25 protein-coding genes and 2 pseudogenes are annotated in these 20,933 nt (G+C 63.6%); 10 read left to right on the forward strand and 17 right to left on the reverse strand.

The window, feature by feature from the left end:
* Positions 1–135 (forward strand): annotated as a pseudogene (locus ABIB95_RS41020) (IS110 family transposase); the annotation flags it as partial.
* A gap of 166 nt (positions 136–301) precedes the next feature.
* Here the strand turns inward: ABIB95_RS41020 and ABIB95_RS41025 are convergent.
* The 7 genes and pseudogenes from ABIB95_RS41025 to ABIB95_RS41055 all read right to left on the reverse strand — a co-directional run bounded on the left by ABIB95_RS41025 (position 302) and on the right by ABIB95_RS41055 (position 6,508).
* Complete coding sequence (locus ABIB95_RS41025) at positions 302–598, reverse strand: transposase (protein ID WP_354248336.1); 297 nt, start codon at positions 596–598, stop codon at positions 302–304.
* Positions 502–1,260, reverse strand: a pseudogene (locus ABIB95_RS41030) (IS5 family transposase); the annotation flags it as partial. The gene ABIB95_RS41025 and the pseudogene ABIB95_RS41030, both read right to left, overlap by 97 nt.
* A 100-nt stretch (positions 1,261–1,360) precedes the next feature.
* A complete protein-coding gene (locus ABIB95_RS41035) occupies positions 1,361–2,179 on the reverse strand; it encodes an aldo/keto reductase (protein ID WP_354248338.1) in 819 nt (272 codons plus the stop codon).
* Between the two features lie 305 nt (positions 2,180–2,484).
* A complete protein-coding gene (locus tag ABIB95_RS41040; RefSeq protein ID WP_354248340.1) occupies positions 2,485–4,059 on the reverse strand; it encodes an alkaline phosphatase D family protein in 1,575 nt (524 codons plus the stop codon).
* Between the two features lie 118 nt (positions 4,060–4,177).
* Positions 4,178–4,597: a hypothetical protein gene (locus ABIB95_RS41045; RefSeq protein WP_354248342.1), complete on the reverse strand. Its 420-nt coding sequence runs from the start codon at positions 4,595–4,597 to the stop codon at positions 4,178–4,180.
* Between the two features lie 109 nt (positions 4,598–4,706).
* Entirely contained in the window at positions 4,707–5,708 is a 1,002-nt protein-coding gene (locus ABIB95_RS41050) for an NAD(P)H-dependent flavin oxidoreductase (protein ID WP_085401306.1), read from the reverse strand.
* A gap of 62 nt (positions 5,709–5,770) precedes the next feature.
* A complete protein-coding gene (locus ABIB95_RS41055) occupies positions 5,771–6,508 on the reverse strand; it encodes an SDR family oxidoreductase (RefSeq protein ID WP_354248345.1) in 738 nt (245 codons plus the stop codon).
* A 165-nt stretch (positions 6,509–6,673) separates the two neighbouring features.
* Between ABIB95_RS41055 and ABIB95_RS41060 the strand changes: the two genes are divergently transcribed.
* Positions 6,674–7,138, forward strand: a complete 465-nt coding sequence (locus ABIB95_RS41060; RefSeq protein ID WP_166350493.1) for a winged helix-turn-helix transcriptional regulator — start codon at positions 6,674–6,676, stop codon at positions 7,136–7,138.
* A 94-nt stretch (positions 7,139–7,232) separates the two neighbouring features.
* On the opposite strand, the gene ABIB95_RS41065 is transcribed toward ABIB95_RS41060, so the two are convergent.
* The 3 genes from ABIB95_RS41065 to ABIB95_RS41075 all read right to left on the reverse strand — a co-directional run bounded on the left by ABIB95_RS41065 (position 7,233) and on the right by ABIB95_RS41075 (position 8,119).
* The gene (locus tag ABIB95_RS41065) at positions 7,233–7,607 is read right to left on the reverse strand and encodes a PRC-barrel domain-containing protein (RefSeq protein WP_354248347.1); all 375 of its coding nucleotides are present in this window, start codon (positions 7,605–7,607) and stop codon (positions 7,233–7,235) included.
* Between the two features lie 178 nt (positions 7,608–7,785).
* Positions 7,786–7,977: a hypothetical protein gene (locus ABIB95_RS41070; protein ID WP_354248349.1), complete on the reverse strand. Its 192-nt coding sequence runs from the start codon at positions 7,975–7,977 to the stop codon at positions 7,786–7,788.
* On the reverse strand, positions 7,961–8,119 hold the full coding sequence (locus ABIB95_RS41075) for a hypothetical protein (protein WP_166087455.1): 159 nt from the start codon (positions 8,117–8,119) through the stop codon (positions 7,961–7,963). Before ABIB95_RS41075 ends, ABIB95_RS41070 begins: the two co-directional genes overlap by 17 nt.
* A gap of 177 nt (positions 8,120–8,296) precedes the next feature.
* Here ABIB95_RS41075 and ABIB95_RS41080 point away from each other — a divergent pair, with 177 nt between their 5' ends.
* Positions 8,297–8,557 (forward strand): hypothetical protein, encoded by a 261-nt coding sequence (locus tag ABIB95_RS41080; RefSeq protein ID WP_028148230.1) that lies wholly within the window; start codon positions 8,297–8,299, stop codon positions 8,555–8,557.
* A 133-nt stretch (positions 8,558–8,690) separates the two neighbouring features.
* Here ABIB95_RS41080 and ABIB95_RS41085 read toward each other — a convergent pair whose 3' ends face one another.
* The 3 genes from ABIB95_RS41085 to ABIB95_RS41095 form a co-directional block, all read right to left on the reverse strand.
* Complete coding sequence (locus tag ABIB95_RS41085) at positions 8,691–8,897, reverse strand: hypothetical protein (RefSeq protein WP_063984948.1); 207 nt, start codon at positions 8,895–8,897, stop codon at positions 8,691–8,693.
* An 81-nt stretch (positions 8,898–8,978) separates the two neighbouring features.
* Positions 8,979–9,110, reverse strand: coding sequence for a hypothetical protein (locus ABIB95_RS41090; RefSeq protein WP_256376429.1), 132 nt, complete (start codon positions 9,108–9,110; stop codon positions 8,979–8,981).
* A 117-nt stretch (positions 9,111–9,227) separates the two neighbouring features.
* The gene (locus ABIB95_RS41095) at positions 9,228–9,422 is read right to left on the reverse strand and encodes a hypothetical protein (protein ID WP_063984949.1); all 195 of its coding nucleotides are present in this window, start codon (positions 9,420–9,422) and stop codon (positions 9,228–9,230) included.
* 95 nt (positions 9,423–9,517) lie between these two features.
* Between ABIB95_RS41095 and ABIB95_RS41100 the strand changes: the two genes are divergently transcribed.
* The 3 genes from ABIB95_RS41100 to ABIB95_RS41110 all read left to right on the forward strand — a co-directional run bounded on the left by ABIB95_RS41100 (position 9,518) and on the right by ABIB95_RS41110 (position 18,196).
* Positions 9,518–10,030 carry a DUF4142 domain-containing protein gene (locus ABIB95_RS41100; protein WP_354248352.1) on the forward strand — a complete coding sequence of 171 codons (513 nt, stop codon included), beginning with the start codon at positions 9,518–9,520 and terminating at the stop codon, positions 10,028–10,030.
* Between the two features lie 367 nt (positions 10,031–10,397).
* Positions 10,398–16,691 carry a HAMP domain-containing protein gene (locus tag ABIB95_RS41105; RefSeq protein ID WP_166350483.1) on the forward strand — a complete coding sequence of 2,098 codons (6,294 nt, stop codon included), beginning with the start codon at positions 10,398–10,400 and terminating at the stop codon, positions 16,689–16,691.
* Between the two features lie 14 nt (positions 16,692–16,705).
* Positions 16,706–18,196, forward strand: coding sequence for an HWE histidine kinase domain-containing protein (locus ABIB95_RS41110; protein ID WP_354248354.1), 1,491 nt, complete (start codon positions 16,706–16,708; stop codon positions 18,194–18,196).
* Between the two features lie 88 nt (positions 18,197–18,284).
* Here ABIB95_RS41110 and ABIB95_RS41115 read toward each other — a convergent pair whose 3' ends face one another.
* Positions 18,285–18,506 carry a hypothetical protein gene (locus ABIB95_RS41115; protein WP_354248356.1) on the reverse strand — a complete coding sequence of 74 codons (222 nt, stop codon included), beginning with the start codon at positions 18,504–18,506 and terminating at the stop codon, positions 18,285–18,287.
* A 140-nt stretch (positions 18,507–18,646) separates the two neighbouring features.
* Between ABIB95_RS41115 and ABIB95_RS41120 the strand changes: the two genes are divergently transcribed.
* The gene (locus ABIB95_RS41120; protein ID WP_085401313.1) at positions 18,647–18,904 is read left to right on the forward strand and encodes a hypothetical protein; all 258 of its coding nucleotides are present in this window, start codon (positions 18,647–18,649) and stop codon (positions 18,902–18,904) included.
* A gap of 96 nt (positions 18,905–19,000) precedes the next feature.
* A complete protein-coding gene (locus tag ABIB95_RS41125; RefSeq protein WP_063984953.1) occupies positions 19,001–19,246 on the forward strand; it encodes a hypothetical protein in 246 nt (81 codons plus the stop codon).
* 98 nt (positions 19,247–19,344) lie between these two features.
* Here the strand turns inward: ABIB95_RS41125 and ABIB95_RS41130 are convergent, their stop codons facing one another.
* Positions 19,345–19,530: a hypothetical protein gene (locus tag ABIB95_RS41130; protein ID WP_085401314.1), complete on the reverse strand. Its 186-nt coding sequence runs from the start codon at positions 19,528–19,530 to the stop codon at positions 19,345–19,347.
* A gap of 18 nt (positions 19,531–19,548) precedes the next feature.
* Positions 19,549–19,770 (reverse strand): hypothetical protein, encoded by a 222-nt coding sequence (locus tag ABIB95_RS41135; protein ID WP_038958668.1) that lies wholly within the window; start codon positions 19,768–19,770, stop codon positions 19,549–19,551.
* Positions 19,771–19,885: 115 nt separating this feature from the next.
* On the opposite strand from ABIB95_RS41135, the gene ABIB95_RS41140 reads away from it, so the two are divergent.
* Together ABIB95_RS41140 and ABIB95_RS41145 are read left to right on the forward strand one after the other, a co-directional pair.
* Entirely contained in the window at positions 19,886–20,080 is a 195-nt protein-coding gene (locus ABIB95_RS41140) for a DUF3072 domain-containing protein (RefSeq protein ID WP_028148240.1), read from the forward strand.
* Between the two features lie 71 nt (positions 20,081–20,151).
* Positions 20,152–20,451 (forward strand): DUF6496 domain-containing protein, encoded by a 300-nt coding sequence (locus ABIB95_RS41145; RefSeq protein ID WP_085401315.1) that lies wholly within the window; start codon positions 20,152–20,154, stop codon positions 20,449–20,451.
* 12 nt (positions 20,452–20,463) lie between these two features.
* Here the strand turns inward: ABIB95_RS41145 and ABIB95_RS41150 are convergent, their stop codons facing one another.
* The gene (locus ABIB95_RS41150; protein ID WP_028148242.1) at positions 20,464–20,826 is read right to left on the reverse strand and encodes a hypothetical protein; all 363 of its coding nucleotides are present in this window, start codon (positions 20,824–20,826) and stop codon (positions 20,464–20,466) included.
* Between the last annotated feature and the right edge of the window lie 107 nt (positions 20,827–20,933).

Below are 20,933 nucleotides of genomic sequence, written 5' to 3' on the forward strand. Positions count from 1 at the left end.
GTCCTCAAGGCCTTCTTTGAGCGCCTCGTGGCCAATGGAAAGCCGAAGCTCGTTGCCCTGATCGCCGTCGCCCGCAAGCTGCTGACCATCCTCAATGTCATGATCAGGACGAAAACACCATGGCAACCCGCTTGACAGCGAACACAGTCGCTCACCCGTCTCGCCGCTACGCGGCGAGCCACCCTCTCCCGCAAGGGGCCTGTTGCGTTATCGGCTCTTGAGGCTGAAGACGTCAGGTGCGAATGCCCTGGTCCCGGCAATTGCCTACCAAGATCTGTAGTTGTCGCCCTCGGAGGGCGGCTCACGCGGCGATCGTGGCCCACCGCCTCATGTTGAAGGCGATCGAGGCGAGCACGACTTGCCCGGTCGCCTTGATCAGACCGACGTAGCGGATGCAGGTCAGCCGCATGCGGCGTTTGAGAGTAGCGAAGGTGGTCTCGACCTGGCTCGTCGGCGCGCGATGAGGAGGTTGTAGCGTTTGAGCCTGGGCGGCAGTTCCGGGTGATGTCTGTTGGGTCGACGAGCGATGCGGGGTTTCTTGCCCTCCGCCTTCAGCCGGGCCCGTCGGGCATGGGTGTCGTAAGCCGCATCGGCCCACACCGCAGCTTCATCGCCCCGGATCAAAGCGTCCGCAGGTGTCGTGTCGTTGATGTTGGCCGGTGTGGTCAGTACCGCGCGGATCAAGCCGGATCCTTCGTCGACACCGACATGGGCCTTGTAGCCGAAGGTCGAGCCGCTTTTGCCCTGCCGTTTGGCAAACCGGGCATCAGGGTCGTTTGAGGGGCGATCCTCCTTGGGCGGAGCCGAGACTGCCTGGATCAAGGTCGCATCCAGCATCGTGCCGCGCTTGAGGATCACGCCAGCATTCTCAAGCTGACGATCCAATTCGCCAAACAGTTTCTCCAGCAGGCCTTGTTCAACGAGCTGGTTCCGGAAGCGGTTCAGGACCGTATGGTCGGGCGTCGCATCCTCAAGGCTCAAACCGACGAAGCGCTTGAACGACAACCGGTCGCCCAGCGCTTCCTCGAGTTCGCGCTCCGAAAGACCATACAGCGACTGCAACAGCACAGCACGAAACAGCACCAGCACCGGATAGCCTGGTCGACCGGGGCTCCCTTCATCCCGCAAATGGCCGATCAGCTTCTCGAAGCGGTACCACTTGACCAGGCCAGCCAGCCGATCCAGCGCCGCATTGGCGCCAGCCCCCTTCGGCATCAGCGCTTCCACAAAGCTCGGCTGTCCCGTCCGCTTGACCGCCATCGCTACCCTCCAAGGCTTTGCCCTAGGGAATCACAATTGACGAATTACGCAACAGGCCCGCAAGGGGAGAGGGTAAGGGCGGTGCGTTCAGCGTCGAGTTTTAATCCCACACCGGCGCAAAGCCTGGATTGACGCAACGCCCGTCCTTGGGCAACGCCGCGATCTTCTTGCGGTCGGCATCGTCGAGCGTGATCTTCAGCGCATCGAGATTGGCCTGCTGGCTTTCCGGGCGCGAGGCCTTCGGGATCGCAGCGACACCGTTCTGGTCGAGCAGCCATTTCAGCGCGACCTGCGCGGCAGTCGCGTTGTGCTTCGCGCCGATCTCGGCCAGCGCCGGATCTGACGCGATGCGTCCTTGCGCGAGCGGGCAATAGGCGACCAGCGGGATCGATCTGGCGTTGAGATAGGCCAGCACCTTCGATTGATCGAGCATGGCGTGATATTCGATCTGGTTGCAGGCGATCGGGGCCTTGATGTCCTCGACCGCGATCTTGAGCAGCGCCGTGGTGAAATTGGCAACGCCGATCGCCCGCGTTCGCCCCTCCTCCTTCAGCTTCATCAGGGTTTCGAATACCGCCCCCCAGTTCGCGGATTTCGAGGGCCAGTGCACGAGGTAGAGATCGACGTGGTCGAGCCGGAGCTTGGTCAGGCTGGCGTCGAAGGCGCGGCGGATCGCATCGGGGCTGAGATTCTCGTGCCAGACCTTGGTCGTGACATGAAGCTCGCCGCGCGGCAGCCGGGCCGCGGCGAGCGCAGCACCGATCGGCTCTTCATTGGCGTACATCTCGGCGGTGTCGATGTGGCGATAGCCGATCGACAGCGCGCTCTCGACCGCCGCGCGGCAGGCATCGCCCTGCATGCGGAAGGTGCCGAGGCCGAGCTTGGGCATGCTGATGCCCTGTGTCTTCAGATGATCCATGGGTCAACTCCTGACGTATTTCAGCCGCCGAACACGCGGTGGGGCCGCAAGGGCAGACTCTTCGGTGATGGAAAAGAGGTGGCGGGAATGGAGACTATAGCGCAGGAGACGCGAGGCGGCCAATCAAGATCGGGTTAGTGCTGGGATGCGCGATCCATCCCCCATCGTCATGCCCGGGCATAGCCGTCCGAAGGACGGCGTCGCTTCCGCTCGCCTATGCCCGGGCATCGACGTTCTCAGGGCCGAGCAGCAAGGCGTGGATGGCCGGGTCAAGCCCGGCCATGACGACGGAGAGAGTTGCCCACTCACGAATGCTGCGCGACCACGGCCGGGCGCGCCTGCGGCTGCGGCACGATGTCGACCGACCAGAGGTCGCGGTTGTCGACGTCTTTCAGGGTCACGGTCATCACGCCGCTCGCACCGTCGATATCGACCCTGCCGAAGAACTGCAGGCCGAAGCACGGCGCGAGATTCTCCCCCTGCGCCTCGCTGCAGCCGTTCTGGTACATCGCGACCGGGCCAAACGTATTGTCGAGCTCGCCCGGCCCCCAGGTGCCGGCATGGAGGGGTCCGGAGACGAACTCCCAGAACGGCTCAAAATCCTGGAATTGCGCCCTGTTCGGATCGTAATAATGCGCGGCGGTGTAGTGCATGTCGGCGGTGAGCCAGACGATGTTGCGGATGCCGGCGCGCTTGATGGAGCTGAGGAGATCGGCGATTTCGTGCTCACGCCGATCGGGCGCTCCATTGCCGAGCGCGACGGCATCGAGACTGACGAGGCCGATCGGCAGGTCGGCCGCGATCACCTTCCAGGTCGCGCGCGACGCGGCGAGCTCCCGCTTCAGCCATGCGAGTTGCTCGGCACCGAGAATCCAGCCGCGATGGTCCTCGCCCTTGTTCCAGCTGTCGTCACGATCGCTGCGCATGTCGATCATGAAGACGTCGAGCAGCGGACCGTAAGCGATCTTGCGATAGACCCGCCCCTGTCGCGTGCCGACGTCGCGGATCGGCATGAAATCGAAGAAGGCACGGCGGGCGCGCGAGACCAGGCGCGGCGTGCCGTCGTCCTCATATCCGGCGTCGTCATAGCTGCCGGTCGGCGACCAATCGTTGGTGACCTCGTGGTCGTCCCACTGTGCGAACATCGGCACCTCCGCATGGAACGCGCGAAAATGCTCGTCGAGATGGTTGTATTTGTAGTTGCCGCGGAATTGCGCCAGCGTGTGCGCGGCCTCGGCTTTGTCCTCGGTCACCAGATTGCGCCAGGTCTCGCCGTTCGGCAGCTTCTGCTCGGAGGGAATCGTGCAGTCCGCGTAGATGTGATCGCCGGAGTGGATGAAGAAGTCCGGGTGATTGTCGAGCATGGTGCGATAGCTGCGATAGCCGCCGCGCGAGATGTCGATGCCCCAGCCCTGCCCCGCGACGTCGCCCGACCACACGAACGAGATCGACTGCCCCGCGGCCGGCGCGGTGCGGAAATGGCCGACGCGGCTTTCGCCGGCAATGCCGGTGGCGATGTCGTCGAAACGCACGCGATAGAAGATGTCCTGCCCGGACGGCAGATCGTTCAGCAGCAGTTTTGCGGTGAAGTCGGCATCGGGCAGCGCGTCGCGCGAAGCTGACGCTATGATCGTCTTGAAACTCTCGACGGTCGCGCATTCCACCTGCATCCGCGCGGGCCGGTCGGCGCGCGCCCAGATCACGGCGGAGCCATCCGAGACATCGCCGGACTGAATGCCACCCGCGATCTGCGGGCGATCGGCGGCGCGGCTGATGGATGGCTTTGCGAGTGTGCCGAGCGCGGCAACGGCGAGGCTTGAAGTCGAGCGGACCAGGAACTGCCGCCGGGTCCATGCGCGCGAGGCGCGGAGCGTTGCCATTCAGGAAACCTTCGTCGAATCGCGACGGAAGGTGCCTGCGCTCCTTGACTCCTATCCTGATGGTTTCTTGACTCCACGCCTACGGTTTTGCGACGTGGGGATGACGCGACAGACCCGGCTAGCGCTTCCAGTCGCAAATGCCGCCGGTGCGGCACGGCCAGGTCTGGATGCGGGTGTCCATCGCCTGCGCGTCCAGCGGATTGCCGTGACGATGTGCAAGCTTGGTGCGCGCTGCGCCGCGTGGCTGGACGCTCTTGGCATGAGCAACCTTCGGTTCGGCCACGTGCACGCGCCGGGCGGCAACTTTCTTCGGCACGTCGATGGGTTCGGCCCGCGCCTGCGCCTCGTTGCCTCCCTTCGCCTCCAACGCAACCGGGGCGAACTGCGTCTCGGGCCCGAGCCGCTTCGGAGACAGCACCGCCTTGGAGAGATCGAGACCGAGATATTCGTCAGGCTTGTAGTCGTCAGCGCGCGCAATGCCGCCCCATGCGAGCACGAGGGCAACGGCAACTGCAAATGGAACGCTCTTCAGGACCACGGACGCCTCCTGAAATTGCTTATTTCAAGGGGTAATTTACTCCTATTTAGGAGGCGTCACGCGCAATTCCAGCGGCCAAGTGCCGCCGTGGTTAAGAAGTTTGGCGGTGTCAGGCGACCTTTCGCGCCGCACCCGTCCCGTCCAGGAACCCCATCAGGCGGCTGCGGATGATCTCTTCCGCCTCATCCATGATGCGATCGACGAGCTCCTTGCAGGAGGGGATGTCGTGGATCAGCCCTGCGACCATGCCGCAGCTCCAGGCACCCGCGTCCATCTGGCCGTCCAGCATGATCTTCGGATAGACGCCCGCGACCTGGTCGTGGATATCGTCGATGCTCAGCTTGGCGCCCTTCTCGCGCTCGATCTCGAGCAGACGATCGACGTTGGCGTTCTTCAGCACGCGCTCGGTGTTGCGCAGAGCACGCATGATCAGGCGGGTGTCGAGCTCGGTTGCCGCAACAAGCGCGTTCTTCACGTTCTGATGCACCGGTGCTTCCCTGGTGGCGATGAAGCGCGTGCCCATGTTCATGCCGGCCGCGCCCAGCGACAGCGCCGCGACGAGGCTGCGCCCGTCGGCCATGCCGCCGGAGGCGACGAACGGGATCTTCAATTCCTCCGCCGCGCGCGGCAGCAGGATCATGTTGGGAATGTCGTCTTCGCCGGGATGACCGCCGCACTCAAAGCCGTCGACGCTGACGGCGTCGCAGCCGATGCGCTCGGCCTTCAGGGAGTGGCGCACGGACGTACATTTGTGGATCACCTTGATGCCGGCGGCCTTCAGCGCAGGCATGTATTGCTCCGGGCTGCGCCCCGCCGTCTCCACCGCCTTGATGCCGCCTTCGACAATGGCCGCGATGTATTCCGGATAAGGCGGCGCCGCGAAGGTCGGCAGGAAGGTGAGGTTCACGCCGAACGGCTTGTCCGTCATGTCGCGGCAGCGCGCGATTTCCTTCGCGAGCAATTCCGGTGTCTTCTGCGTGAGACCCGTGATGATGCCAAGCCCGCCGGCGTTGGAGACCGCAGCGGCTAACTCGGCAAAGCCGACGAAATGCATGCCACCCTGGATGATCGGGTGCTCGATGCCGAACAGTTCGGTGATCGCGGTCTTCACGTAGGGGCCTCCCGGATTTCAGTTTCTATTGGGATCAGTCTATCCGCAGTCTTGCTCCGCGGTCACCATTTCTCTCCGAAGGGACGGATCTCCATCTCGAAGGTCCAGGCGCTCTTCGGCTGCTGATAGAGCTGCCAATAGGCATCCGCGACAGATGACGGCGGCATCAGAAGATCGGGATTATCAAGCGCATTCGCCCCGAGCGCTTCGAGCCGGCGCTGCCGCACCCACTCGGTGTCGACGCCGGAATCGATGATGAGATGGGCGACGTGGATGTTGTTCGGCCCGAGCTCGCGCGCCATCGCCTGCGCCACCGCGCGCAGTCCGAATTTTGCGCTGGCAAAGGCAGCAAAGCCGCTGCCGCCGCGCAGGCTCGCCGTCGCGCCGGTGAAGAAGATGTTGCCGCCACCACGCGGCAGCATCAGCCGTGCCGCTTCCCGGCCGGCGAGGAAGCCGGAATAGCAGGCCATCTCCCACACCTTCCGGAACACGCGCTCGGTAGTGTCGAGGATCGGGAAATTGACGTTGGCGCCGACGTTGAAGATGCAGACTTCGAGCGGCGCGTGCTGGTCGGCGTCATTGAGGAAGGAGATGACCTCCTCCTCTTTGCGTGCATCGAGCGAGCGCGCGTGAATCTCGCCGCCGGCGGCCTCGATGTCCTTCACCAGCGGCGCCAGCTTGTCGCCGTTGCGGCGCCCGGCAAAGACCGTGAAGCCTTCCGCGGCAAATTTCTTGGCGATCTCGGAGCCGATGAAATCGCCGGCCCCGATCACGGCGGCTGTCGCGTTTCGCTTGGGCAAGGTCACCTCCTCCGGTGAGAACGGTATGTGATTGGGCCGGAGGCTATAGTTCTAAAATAGAACTGTCAAACTACAGGGGTGAATGATACTCTTCAGCAGAAATAGCGCTGATCATTCAAGTCAGTTCCTTTTTCTGACTTACTACCCTTTGCCGGAGATCGCTACATGAAGTGGGACACGCTGGATGAAGAGCCCTGCTCGCTCTCCCGCACTGTCGCCGTGGTCGGCGACCGCTGGACCCTGCTGATCCTGCGCGAATGTTTTTTACGCGTGCGCCGGTTCGAGGGATTTCAGTCCTCGCTCCAGATCACGCGGCACCTGCTCTCGGAGCGACTGAAGAAGCTGGTGCGGTTCGGCATCCTGCGCCGCGTCCCCTATTCCGAGGCGCCCAAGCGCTACGAATACATCCTGACGCAGAAGGGCCTCGACCTCTACCCGATCATCATGGCGATGGTGCATTGGGGCGACACCCACATGGGCGACGAGCGCGGCCGCCCGCTGCTGCACCAGCACAAGACTTGCGGCAAGGAGTTCGACCCCGTGATGGTCTGCTCGGAATGCGGTGAGCCGCTGCATGCGAAACAGGTGCATGTGCATGCGGGGCCGGGGCGGAAGGAGGCGGTGGGGTAGAGTGACGCCAAGCAAAAGGTGTTGTGCCCCGGCTTGACCGGGGCATCCAGTCGGCGGGCCGTTCCTTGCTCATCGGATCGCTTTCCATGGGAGCCTACGCGAAGGGAACGCCGTAATACGAGTTGATGCCGCGGACTGCCGCGTCGTCACCCCAGTTCCAATCGCTGCGTTCGTCGTATTTCGGCGCGCCTTCGAGCGTCTTGGCGGTAATCCCGGTGACATAGCCGCCGAGCTCCGTATCGTATTTCAGCGACTGCCAGGGCAGCGGATAGTGGTCGTTGCCGAGGCCCAGGAAACCGCCGAAGGCGAGCACGACGTAGGAGACCTCGCCGCTGACCTTGTCGATCATCACGCGTTCGATCGAACCGATCTTGTTGCGATTGGCGCCATAGACCGATGTTCCCTCGACCTTGTCGCTGCCGATCAACCTGCCCATCTCGCTGCGGTCCAACTCGTCTTGCATCAGCATCGCAATTCTCCACTCAGCCAACGTGTGAACCAACCGGGTCGGCGAGCGAACGTTCCGGCGCATGCTTCAGTGGTCGCGTCAGGAACAAGCGGTTCTCTGAGTTTCAAATACCCGCCAAACCGAGAGGCGGAAGCTTCGCATCACCTCTCGCCGCACGGAGCACGGAAGCCAGGAGCGATCAGCGAGCGGCGGCAGCCTCCCGTAGCATCAGGAAATCATGCATCGCGGCGGCGGTCTGAAGCTGATCGATGCGCGCCACAACAGAATCGCGCTGCTGTCCATCCGGCAAACCCGACAGTTCGTGCTCGAGCCGCAGCTGCTCTGCCTTGAGACGTTGTTCGAACGTGTGGGGCTCAGATCGTCTTCGCATCTTCCGTCCTCGGTGGTTGCAGCCCCGAGCTGTTGGCCCAGCGCTCGACTTGCTCGATGACCTTCTGATGGCTCGGACGCACCGGTTTGGGCGGCTCGGGCTCTTCGGAAAGCTTGCGGGGTAACCTGACTTCCTCCGCCATGGCCTGTTCTCCCTCTCTTCTGAAAGAATGCGCCACCGCCAGAGTTGTTTCAATAATAACTTATTGATTTTACTGATTATTTCTACTCATCTGGCGATTTTTCCGACTCTTGTGGAACTCGCGCCAAACTCGTTCGTTGAGCAAACTACTCAACTTACTCACTTTGCGTGATCGACCATGAATGACCTTCGCGCCGAGCGCCTCCAGGTCATGCTCTCACCGGAAGAGCTGGCCGCCGTCGATGATTTCCGATTCAAGCACCGCATGCCGACGCGCGCTGCGGCGGTCCGAGAGCTTCTCAAGTTCGGGCTCGCAGCCGCGGGCATCGAGACGAGCATCGACCCGTCGGCAGGCATCAAATCAAGCGAGTTTGGTGTCTTTGGTCGCGGTCCCGAAGGACACGCGCCGGCGAAGCCCGAGGGCGACACCGAGGATTGAGTCTCTAGCAAAAACGACCCCGGCACAGTGGGGTGCCAGGGCCGTCCTTGGAGATTGCTTCCGGCGCACCGGGGGCATGACAGCCGGAAGCAATCCGTCGACTCGTCGCGAAGGGATTCGTTCCTCGCGAGAACTAGCCGGTCGGCGCGTCGCCGGAATCGTCCGGCATCACGCCGGAGCCCGGTGTCTTGGTGTTGTCGTTGAGCTTGGGATCGCGCGTCGCTTCGCGCGACGGCGAGCCCTTCGAATCCGTCTTGTGCACGGTTTGCGCGCGCTGCTTGTCGCGCGGTTGATCTTCCGCCCGCTTGTCCTTGACGATGCCGTGGTCGGAATGCGCCATGATGTCCTCTCGCCTCTCCAGATGTCCTGAAGCGCTTACGCGCCGGCACAACGAATGTTCCAGCGCGCGAGGCCCGCAGCGCTAACTATGCGTGGCGTGGATTGCCGCCGATGCATTCTCCAGATGCACCTGCCGCACCGTCGTCACTGTCGCGAACGCGACCGAGACGCCAAAGGCGAGAATGAGCGAGAGAAGAGCCAGACGTGGAGCCATCGCAAAACCTCCTTCTGGAATCAAAATCAACGCGATCGACCGTTCGTGGATGATCCTGGATTGGTTGCTTGCATTCCGTGAGCGGTCTCACACGCAGATTGACGAGAATGAGAACGCTCACGCATCCTGCGTTCGTAGGACGCGGACCTTTACGGGCGGGATTTCACCGTCCAGCCAGTCCTGCTCGTTCGCCAATGCCGTCCAGGCATCCGCCATACGCAAATAGCGTTTGTGGGTGGGCTGCCCTTCCGCGCGCTCGGCGAGCTGAAGGCAGTTGTCGGCGTTATCCCTGAAGATGTCAGACTGTTTCATACAGAAGATGTGGGAACGGAACTCTCGCTCCGCAATCGCCCTTACCGGATCGTAACGCCGGGGGAACTTCGCACGCCAACGGTCATTGGAGATGCATGAGGATTCTCGTCGCGATCATCCTGGCTTTGATCAGCACCTCGGCGTTCGCCGACAATATGGGTGAGCGAACGGCCGGCGACCGCGTGCCGACCGCAACCGATGTCATCACCGGCCTCTACGCCTTCAGCCGTTTCCAGCAGAGCCTGCTGGAAAGCACCGACCTGAAAGGCAATGCGGAGGTGAAGAATCTCGCGGCCCTGCGCGCCGAGGAGGCAGGCAAGCGCGACAAGACCCTGAAGCAGATTCAGGACGCGATCGGTGCCGAGCCGCACGCCGGCAAGACGACGTCAGTGAGCGCAAGCCTCGTCGAGCCCGAAAATGCGGATGGACCAACTTACGTCAGAAGCTTCTATGCCGCGCAAATCCCCGAATACGAATCCGCCATCAACCTGCTCGAGCGCTATCTGAAAGCGCCCGACAATCCTGCCCTCGCCGCCTTCGCGCGCGAGCAATTGCCGATGCTGCGCACGCAGGTGAAAGATGCGGAGCGCACCATGGCGGACAAATAGCAGCCCTATTTGTCTTCCGGATGATGCTGCTGGCTCTCCGGCCGCTGGTCGCGGTCCCCGTGGTCAGCGAATCAGCGCGTGACGTGGCGGAGCTTGCGGCGGGGTCGCCAGTCACAGCCCCGCGCCCGCTGGGCGCGCCAGCCCCCTCTCCTAGGACGGTTCGGAGCTCTGGTGCAGCGGCCGGCCGGCTTTTTCCTGAACGGGATGGAACCATCGTCACTCCTCACCGTTATTTTGGCCGGGCTGAGCACGGCAGGTTCCAATTCCAAGCGCTGCAACGTTGGCGCTTGATTTCGAATTTGGCTGACGCTCTATTTTGACAACTGCGTCACGCCTTGGATTCGGCCGACGCCGCGGGGGAATCAGTATGAGCGACCTCGATCCCGGAACTGCATCACGCTCCGGTCGTCGCGTCCCAAAGCCAAAAACCAACGGTATGTCGGACCCGGATTCGCGGCCGGAATTGCTGCTCGCCTTGCAGGCCATGCGCAGCGGCGATTTTTCGGTGCGGATGAGCGGGGACTATCTCGGCATCGACGGCAAGATCGCCGACACTTTTAATGAAATCATCGCCGCCAACCAGCGCATGGCGCAGCAGCTCGAGCTGGTCGGTCAGGTCGTGGGGCGCGAGGGCAAGACCCGCCAGCGCGTGAAGTTCGGCCTCGCCAGCGGCTCCTGGGCCGACATGGAAGGTTCCGTCAACACGCTGATCGACGACCTCCTGTGGCCGACGCGCGAAGTGACGCGCGCGGTCGCGGCGGTGGCGCAAGGCGACCTGCTCCAGACCGTCAAGCTGGACGTCGACGGCCGCCCGCTGCGCGGCGAATTCCTGCAGTCGGCGACCATCGTCAACACCATGATCAAGCAGCTCGGCGTGTTCACCTCCGAGGTGACGCGCGTGGCGCGCGAGGTCGGCACCGAAGGCAAGCTCGGCGGCCAGGCCCAGGTGCCGGAAGTGACCGGCGTCTGGAAGGATCTGACCGAGAGCGTCAACTCGATGGCGAACAACCTGACCAACCAGGTTCGCAACATCGCCGAGGTCACGATCGCGGTCGCCAACGGCGACTTGTCCAAGAAGATCACCGTCGACGTCCGCGGCGAGATCCTTCAGCTCAAGGAAGCCATCAACACGATGGTGGACCAGCTGCGCTCCTTCGCCTCCGAAGTGACGCGCGTGGCGCGCGAGGTCGGCACCGACGGCAAGCTCGGCGGCCAGGCGATCGTGCCCGGCGTCGCCGGCACCTGGAAGGACCTCACCGACTCCGTCAATGCGATGTGCGGCAACCTTACCGCCCAGGTCCGCAACATCGCCAACGTGACCACCGCCGTGGCGCGCGGCGACCTGTCGCGCAAGATCACGGTGGACGTGCGCGGCGAGATCCTGGAGCTGAAGGACACCATCAACACCATGGTGGACCAGCTCAACTCTTTCGCCTCCGAAGTGACGCGCGTGGCGCGCGAGGTCGGCACCGAGGGCAAGCTCGGCGGCCAGGCCCAGGTGCCCGGCGTGGCCGGCACCTGGAAGGACCTCACCGACAACGTCAACTTCATGGCGTCGAACCTGACCGCGCAGGTCCGCAACATCGCCGACGTCGCGACCGCGATCGCAGGCGGCGACCTGTCGAAGAAGATCACGGTGAACGTCTCGGGCGAGATCCTTCAGCTGAAGGAAACGCTCAACACCTGCGTGGACCAGCTCAATGCCTTCGCCGGCGAAGTCACGCGCGTGGCGCGCGAAGTCGGCACCGAGGGACGGCTCGGCGGCCAGGCCAACGTGCTCGGCGTCGCCGGCACCTGGAAGGACCTGACGGAAAGCGTCAACTCGATGGCGTCGAACCTGACCGCGCAGGTCCGTAATATCGCGGAGGTGACGACGGCAGTCGCCGGCGGCGACTTGTCGAAGAAGATCACCGTGGACACGCGCGGCGAAATTCTGGAGCTGAAGGACACCATCAACACCATGGTGGACCAGCTCAACGCCTTCGCCGGCGAAGTCACGCGCGTCGCGCGCGAGGTCGGCACCGAGGGCAAGCTCGGTGGTCAGGCCGTCGTGCGCGGCGTCGGCGGCACCTGGAAAGACTTGACCGACTCCGTCAACTCCATGGCCTCGAACCTGACCGGCCAAGTCCGTAATATCGCCGAAGTCGCGACAGCGGTCGCCAAGGGCGACCTGTCCAAGAAGATCACCGTGAACGTGTCGGGCGAAATCCTTCAGTTGAAGGAAACGCTCAACACCATGGTAGACCAGCTCAACGCCTTCGCCGGCGAAGTCACGCGCGTGGCGCGCGAGGTCGGCACCGACGGCAAGCTCGGCGGCCAGGCCGACGTGCCCGGCGTTGCCGGCACCTGGAAGGACTTGACCGACTCCGTGAACTCGATGGCGGGCAACCTCACCGCGCAGGTTCGTAACATCGCCGAGGTCGCGACCGCCATCGCCGGCGGTGATCTGTCACGCAAGATCACGGTGGACGTCCGCGGCGAGATCCTTCAGCTCAAGGACACCCTGAACACGATGGTCGACCAGCTCAACCGCTTCGCGGGCGAGGTGACGCGCGTGGCGCGCGAGGTCGGCACCGAAGGCCGCCTCGGCGGCCAGGCCAACGTGCCCGGCGTCGCCGGCACCTGGAAGGATTTGACCGACAGCGTGAACTCGATGGCGGGCAACCTCACCGCCCAGGTCCGCAACATCGCCGAAGTGACCACCGCCGTGGCGCGCGGCGACTTGTCCCGCAAGATCACCGTGGACGTGAAGGGCGAAATCCTCGAGCTCAAGAACACCATCAATACGATGGTGGACCAGCTCAACGCCTTCGCCGGCGAGGTCACGCGCGTGGCGCGCGAGGTCGGCACCGAAGGCAAGCTCGGCGGACAGGCCGAGGTGTCCGGCGTCGCCGGCACCTGGAAGGACCTCACCGACAACGTCAACTTCATGGCCTCCAACCTGACGGCCCAGGTCCGCAACATCGCCGAGGTCGCGACCGCGATCGCCGGCGGCGACCTGTCGAAGAAGATCACGGTGGACGTGCGCGGCGAGATCCTGCTGCTCAAGGACACCCTGAACACGATGGTGGAGCAGCTCCGCTCCTTCGCCGCCGAAGTGACCCGCGTGGCGCGCGAGGTCGGCACCGAGGGCCGGCTCGGCGGTCAGGCCGTCGTGCCCGGCGTCGGCGGCACCTGGAAGGATCTCACCGACAACGTCAATTTGCTGGCCGCGAACCTCACGACGCAGGTCCGCAACATCGCCGAGGTCACCACCGCGGTGGCGCGCGGCGACTTGTCCCGCAAGATCACCGTGGACGTGAAGGGCGAAATCCTCGAGCTGAAGAACACCATCAACACCATGGTGGACCAGCTCAACGCGTTTGCCGGCGAAGTCACCCGCGTCGCGCGTGAAGTCGGCACTGAAGGCGAACTCGGCGGCCAGGCCCAGGTGCCCGGTGTGGCCGGCACCTGGAAGGACCTCACCGACACCGTCAACTTCATGGCGGCGAACCTGACCGAGCAGGTCCGCGGCATCGTCAAGGTGGTGACCGCGGTTGCGAACGGTGATTTGAAACAAAATCTCACCGTGAAATCCAAGGGCGAGGTCGCGGCGCTCGCCGACACCATCAACAACATGACCGAGACGCTCGCGACCTTCGCCGACCAGGTGACGTCGGTTGCGCGCGAGGTCGGCGTCGAGGGACGGCTCGGCGGCCAGGCCGACGTGCCCGGTGCCGCCGGCACCTGGAAGGACCTCACCGGCAACGTCAACCTGCTCGCGGCCAACCTCACCTCGCAGGTGCGCGCGATCGCGGAAGTCGCGACCGCCGTGACCAAGGGCGACCTGACGCGGTCGATCCAGGTCGACGCCCGCGGCGAAGTCGCCGAGCTGAAAGACAACATCAACACCATGATCACGAACCTCCGTCTCACGACGGACGTGAACACCGAGCAAGACTGGCTGAAGACCAACCTCGCTAAATTCACCAACATGCTCCAGGGCCAGCGCGATCTCACCACCGTCGGCCGGCTCCTGCTGACCGAATTGTCGCCCCTGGTGAACGCCCATACCGGCGTGATCTACCAGGTCGAGAACGAGGATAGTCCGCGGCTCCTGCTGCTCGCCTCCTATGCCGGCGACGGCGTCTATCCCTATCAGCGCGTGCTCCCGCTCGGCGACGGCCTGATCGGCCAATGCGCCCTCGACAGACGGCCACGCGTCATCGCCGATATTCCACCCGACGTAGTGCCGATCAACTCGGCGCTGTTCCGCGTCGCGCCAAAGAACCTCGTCGTGCTGCCGGTGTTGTTCGAAGGCCAGGTCAAGGCGGTGATCGAGCTCGCCTCGCTGACCTCGTTCACGACCTCGCAGATGACATTCCTCGAGCAGCTTACCGACTCGATCGGCATCGTGCTCAACTCGATCGAGGCGACGATGCAGACCGAAGGCCTGCTCAAGCAGTCGCAGCAGCTCGCCGGCGAGCTTCAGACCCAGCAGCGCGAATTGCAGCAGACCAACGACCAGCTCGAGCAGAAGGCGCAGCAGCTCGCCGAGCGCAACGTCGAGGTCGAGCGCAAGAACCAGGAAATCGAGCAGGCCCGCCGCGCACTGGAGGAAAAGGCGACCGAACTCGCGCTAACCTCGAAGTACAAGTCCGAATTCCTCGCCAATATGAGCCACGAGCTGCGCACGCCGCTGAACTCGATCCTGATCCTGGGACAGCAGCTCACCGACAATCCGGATGGCAACCTCTCGGCCAAGCAGGTCGAGTTCGCCCGCACCATCCATGGCGCCGGCACCGACCTGCTCAACCTCATCAGCGACATCCTGGATCTCTCCAAGATCGAATCCGGCACGGTGACGGTCGACGCCGAGGAGATTCTGACTGCGAACCTGCTCGAGACCGTCGGGCGGCCGTTCCGGCACGAGGCGGAAAACCGCAACCTGTCGTTCAAGATCGACGTCGACCCGAACCTGGCCCGCAGCATCGTCACCGACTCCAAGCGCCTGCAGCAGGTTCTCAAGAACCTGCTTTCCAACGCCTTCAAGTTCACCGCCGAAGGCGAGGTGCGCCTGAAGGTCGTCGCCGCGGTCGGCGGCTGGGGCACGGATCACCCGGTGCTGAACTCTGCGCCGGCGGTGATCGCATTCGAAGTGACGGACACCGGCATCGGCATTCCCCTGGAGAAGCAGAAGCTGATCTTCGAGGCGTTCCAGCAGGCGGACGCCGGCACCAGCCGCAAATACGGCGGCACCGGTCTCGGACTTGCGATCAGCCGCGAGCTCGCGAGCCTGCTCGGCGGCGAGATCCATCTGCGCAGCGCGCCCGGCAAGGGCTCGTCCTTCACGCTCTATCTGCCGCTGAAATATTCCGGCCCGACGCTCGCGCCGCGTGCGCCCGCGCCGCAGCAGTACAGTCAGCCGCCGGCGTTGCAAGCGGCTGCACCCGAACAGCAGCGCGTCATCGAGCAGATTGCCGACGACCGGCTCAATCTCGAGCCCGGTGACACCATCCTGCTCATCGTCGAGGACGATCCGCATTATGCGCGCGTGCTGGTCGATCTCGCCCGCGACAAGGGCTTCAAGGTTCTGGTCGCCGCGCGCGGCGCGGAGGCGCTGGAGCTTGCGAAGCAGTACCAGCCGCGGGCCGTTTCGCTCGACGTGTTCCTGCCTGATATGCTGGGCTGGACGGTGCTGAGCCAGCTCAAGCACAATCCGCTGACCCGCCACATCCCCGTGCAGATCATCACGCTCGACGAGGACCGGCAACATGCGCTGGCCCGCGGCGCCTTCTCCTTCGTCAACAAGCCGACCACGACCGAGGGCGTCTCAGCCGCGCTGACGCAGATCAAGGAATATGCACGGCCGCGGCGCAAGCGGCTCCTGATCGTCGAGGACAACGAGGCCGAGCAGCTCTCGATCCGCGAGCTGCTGCATCACGACGACATCGAGATCGTGACGACGGATACCGGCGCAGGCGCGCTCTCAACTCTGCGCGAGGCGCCCTGCGATTGCGTGGTGCTCGACCTGCGGCTGCCCGACATGAGCGGCTTCGAGGTGCTGGACCAGATCCGCAACGACGAGAGCCTGTCGAACGTTCCGGTGGTGGTCTTCACCGGCCGCGAGCTCTCGGCGGAGGAAGATGCGGAACTCCACACCATGGCGCGCAGCATCGTGGTCAAGGGCGTGGAATCGCCGGAGCGCCTACTCGACGAGACCGCCTTGTTCCTGCATCGCGTGATCACGGAACTGCCGGTCGAGAAGCAGCGCATGCTGGAGAAGCTGAACAGTTCCGACGAAGACCTGATCGGCAAGACCGCCCTGCTCGTCGACGACGACGCCCGCAACATCTTCGCGCTGTCGAGCGTCTTGGAACGGCGGGGCATGAAGGTGCTGACGGCCACGACCGGCCGCGAGGCGGTGACGCTGGTCGAATCCAATCCGGAGATCGCCATCGTGCTGATGGACATCATGATGCCGCAGATGGATGGCTATCAGACCATCGGCGTCATTCGCGAAAATCCGGCCTTCGCCCGCCTTCCGATCATCGCGCTGACAGCCAAGGCGATGAAGGGCGACCGTGAGAAATGCCTGGAAGCCGGTGCGTCCGACTACCTCGCCAAACCCGTCAACACCGATCAATTGCTGCTTGCAATCCGCATGTGGCTGCACCGCTGAGTTTGGATCCGCGAATGGACCACGAAAAGGTCAACATCCTCCTCGTCGACGACCAGCCGGCCAAGCTGCTCGCCTACGAGGTGATCCTGAAGGAACTCGGCGAGAACCTCGTGATCGCATCATCGGGCCGCGAGGCGCTGGAGGTGCTGCTCAAGACCGAGATCGCGGTGATCCTGGTCGACGTCTGCATGCCCGAGCTCGACGGATTCGAGCTGGCCGCGATGATCCGGGAGCATCCGCGCTTCCAGAAGACCGCGATGATCTTCATCTCCGCGATCCAGGTGAGCGACATCGACCGGTTGCGCGGCTACGAGATGGGCGCGGTCGATTACGTGCCGGTGCCTGTGGTGCCGGAGGTGCTGCGCGCCAAGATCAAGGTGTTTGCCGAACTCTACCGCAAGACGCGCGAGCTCGAACGGCTGAACCGGGAGCTCGAGGACCGCGTTCGCGCACGCACGGCCGAGCTGGAGAATTCCACCGCAAAGCTGCGCGAGAGCGAAGAGCGGCGCAGCATGGCGATCGCCGCCGGCAAGATGGGATCGTGGGACTGGGACTGGGTCAACGGCGACTGGATGTGGGACGAAGGCCAGTACCGCATCTTCGGCGTGACGCCGGAGACCTTCAATGTCACCTCGGCCAACATCCAGGCGCTGCTGCACCCTGATGACGTCGACCAGTTCGGCCAGGCGATTGCCGCGTTCAATACCGGCGCGCACGCCTATGAAGGCGAGTTTCGCGTCAGCCGGCCCGATGGCGAGGTGCGCTGGTGCGTCGGCACGGCGGCCGCGACGGTGGACCATGGCGGCCGCGTGGTGCGCGTGAGCGGCGTCACCGTGGACATCACCGAGCGCAAACGCGCGGAAGAGAGACAAAACCTACTGGCGCGCGAGGTGGATCATCGCGCCAAGAACGCGCTGGCGCTGGCGCAATCGATCGTGCGCCTCACCCGCGCCGACGAGGTCAAGGCTTACGTCAACGCCGTCGAGGGGCGCATCAACGCGCTGGCGCGCGTGCACACGATCCTGTCGCTGTCGAGCTGGCAGGGCGCCGAACTCTCGAGGCTGATCGACGAGGAGCTCGCGCCCTACTCGCTCGGCGGCCAGATCAAGCTGGCCGGTCCGGAAGTTCAGCTGGCGCCGGCGACAGCGCAGACGCTGGCGCTGGCACTGCACGAGCTCTTCACCAACTCGGCGAAATATGGCGCGCTCTCGACGCGGTCGGGGCGGCTCGCGATCGGCTGGCAAGTCGAGGACGACCACCTCACACTAACGTGGGACGAAACCGGCGGTCCGCTGGTGAGGACGCCGAAATCCCGTGGCTTCGGCACGCGGAGCCTGCTTGCCAGTGTGGAATCGCAACTCGGCGGACAGGCGGAATTCAACTGGCGTGCCGAAGGCCTGTTGTGCCGCCTCGAGGTGCCGCTGACGCGGAAGACCGTAGCGCCGCCGGCCGCGAGCAAGTTCGACGCGGCTCCGTCCGAACCCCTTCAGCGGGCCTCAGGCTAGAGCGTCTGCGAGCGAAGTGGGCTCCGGTTCGCGCGTAAGGACAAGAATCTGGAGCTTCGGCCCTGATTCACTCAGAACCGATCATGATCTAGCGCGCCGCGGCGACCCTCACGCGCTGCATCGCCTGCGGTTCGTCAGCGACACGTCCTTCCAGCCAGGCTTCCGTTTGCGAAAGCTCGCGCAGCGCCCGCGCGTAACGGCGGGCTGCGCTCCGTTCGGCGCCGCGCGGCAGCTTGCGCGCCTTGCGCAGCATGTCCGCAGCCGCGTTGCGATAGGCCAGCGAGCGATAGAGAAAGACGACCTTACCCATATCGAATGTTCCCGTGTTGATGGCATTCATCCTCGCAAGACCGCCATGAACATCGGATGAAGCGGGGAATGACAAAATCGTCATGACAATGGAACCCGCAATCGTCGCATGCGTTTTATGCCACACCGCGAGGCGGTTCCATGCGCGGGAAAAAGTCGCCGAGCCTCATCTCTCCGACCGGCGTCATCAAGCTGATGACGCATGCGATGATGGGCGCAGCCCTCGGCCTTGTCTTCGGTCTCGCCCTCGTCCTGTTCAATCCGGCCGTCGCAAATTTGTTGAACCACGGCGGACATTCGGCCGGCATGGTCTTCATCATCACACTGGTGACGACGTTCGCGATCGGCGCAACGCTCACGGGCCTCGTGTTCATCCTCGCCGAGGACAAGGAATTTTGAAGCGCGCGTGACGCGCACCGGGCGATTTCGTTCGGAACTCCTGCAGCAAATGGCGGTTGGCTGCCTGCGTCAATTCAACTCAGGGAGTTCCCGCGCATGAAAACCACCAAGCTCGCTCTTACCGTGATGTTGGCAACCGGCCTCGCCGCCGCTCCGTTCGCCGTGCAGGCCAAGTCGCATAAGGCCAAGCATGGATCCGCTATGTCCTCGTCGCAGACCACGGGTGCCAACACCAAGTCCTCCAAGGGCGCTGATCCCTCCGGTCAAGGTGGTTCTGGCCCCGGCTCCGACCAAGGCGGCACCATGACGAACAACAAGGGCGGCATGAGCAACACCAAGTGAGCTCCGGCCGACAATCAAAGGCCTCGCGGCGACGCGGGGCCTTTCGCTTTGGAGCTGGAGTTTGGAGCTAGATTGGGAATCCTTCTAGCGTCGCATCGCTAAAGCGGCCGTCCCGTGGCATTCGCCTTCACGAGATGCTCCAGCCGTGCACGTTTGCGTGCGATCAGGAGCTGCGCTGCGGCATCGTCGAGACCCTCGCGCTGCAATTGCCGGATGGCGGAGCCGAGTTCGAGAATTTCGGCGCGCAGTTTTAGAATCCGGTACGTGTCCGGGTCTTCTTCCACCGCACGCTCCCAAAATTCTCAGCGGCGCGCGATCACGCGCAGCGGACTACCGGATGTCGTTGCAGGACGAAGGCGGACCCGCTCGCGGACGTCAGGCAAGACATCGCCGCCACCGGCCGCCTTCCATTCGCCGATCAGCAGGTTGATTTTCCGGCGCAGATCCATCTGCGCCAGGGCCTTTTCTGTGCAGTCGCGGTCGCGATCGACGAGGTCGCGCACAGACACCTCGATGTCGGCCATCTCGAGCCTCAAGGCGCTGATTTTGCGTCGAATTTCATTAATTCTGTTGTCCATGGCTTGTTAGAACAAAATAAGAACATATAGTCAAGTGACGATTTGAGAACGGAGAGGCCAGATGCAGGTTCAGGGTAAATACGACGCCAGGGTTTTCCTCACGGAGCAGATGACGAGAGCGCAGGGGCTGAGGCTAAAGCGTCTGAGCGAGGAAGCCTATCAGCCCACTCAATACGATCGGGCTCTGTCCTCCACTGAGGCTGCGCGCCGCATTCGAGCGCTGGAAGACGAGATCGAGTTGGCGAACTCCTTCTGAGGAACGCGGCCAGCGCATTTGGAACGTAGGGTCAGTGATGCGGTTCTTTCCCGGGCCAAGGGAGAGAGTTGATGGCACGCAAGGCAAAGAAACGCCGCTACTCACGCAGCGCCAGCAGTGATGTCGAGCGCGAGATGCGCGGTTATAAGAAGGGCACCGCGAAAAGCGGCCCCGGCGGTCGTGGCGGACGCGTGAAGAGTCGCAAGCAGGCGATCGCAATCGGCCTGTCGGAAGCGCGCGCGAAGGGCAAGAAAGTCCCGAAGAAGGCGTCGAAGCGGAAAACGTCCAAGAAGAAGACAGCCAAGAAGACGGCCAGGAAGACGACCAAGACAACGAAGAAGACCTCGAAGCGCAAATCCAGCAAGCGGTAACGCCCACCCGCGTCAGATCATGCTGCCCGGCATGAAGCAGCGGATCGAAATCCCGAACGCAGTCTTCACCGGCCATACCATGGTGTGGCCAGCCCGGTTTGGCTCGGTGATGACGGCCTCATCAGGCACATCCACCCACTGCCCGTCGAGCCGCACGCGATAGTGCCCATCGTGCGATTCCCAATCGGGGTCGGATACAGCAAAGCCATCTGCATCCGAGCAGCAGGGCCCAAGATGGCTGCGCAAGCTGTCGAACCAGGGTTTCAGGGGCGAGTTGGCGTAGCGGCCATCGTCGCGCCCCAGGGCGCTTCCGGTCGTCAGGACAAGCGGCGCCACAAGCAGCGCACACCTCAGCGAGAGCTTCAATCGATCCATGTCGGCACCGATCAAATGCGAACCACCGGTTCCACAAGAAGGCCGGGCGTTCGAAGTTCCACTCCTGCAATTCGCCTGGGCGTCTTCATTGACGCCAAAGCCCAACA

Source organism: Bradyrhizobium sp. LA2.1 (assembly GCF_040547725.1).
Taxonomy (GTDB): Bacteria; Pseudomonadota; Alphaproteobacteria; order Rhizobiales; family Xanthobacteraceae; genus Bradyrhizobium; species Bradyrhizobium barranii.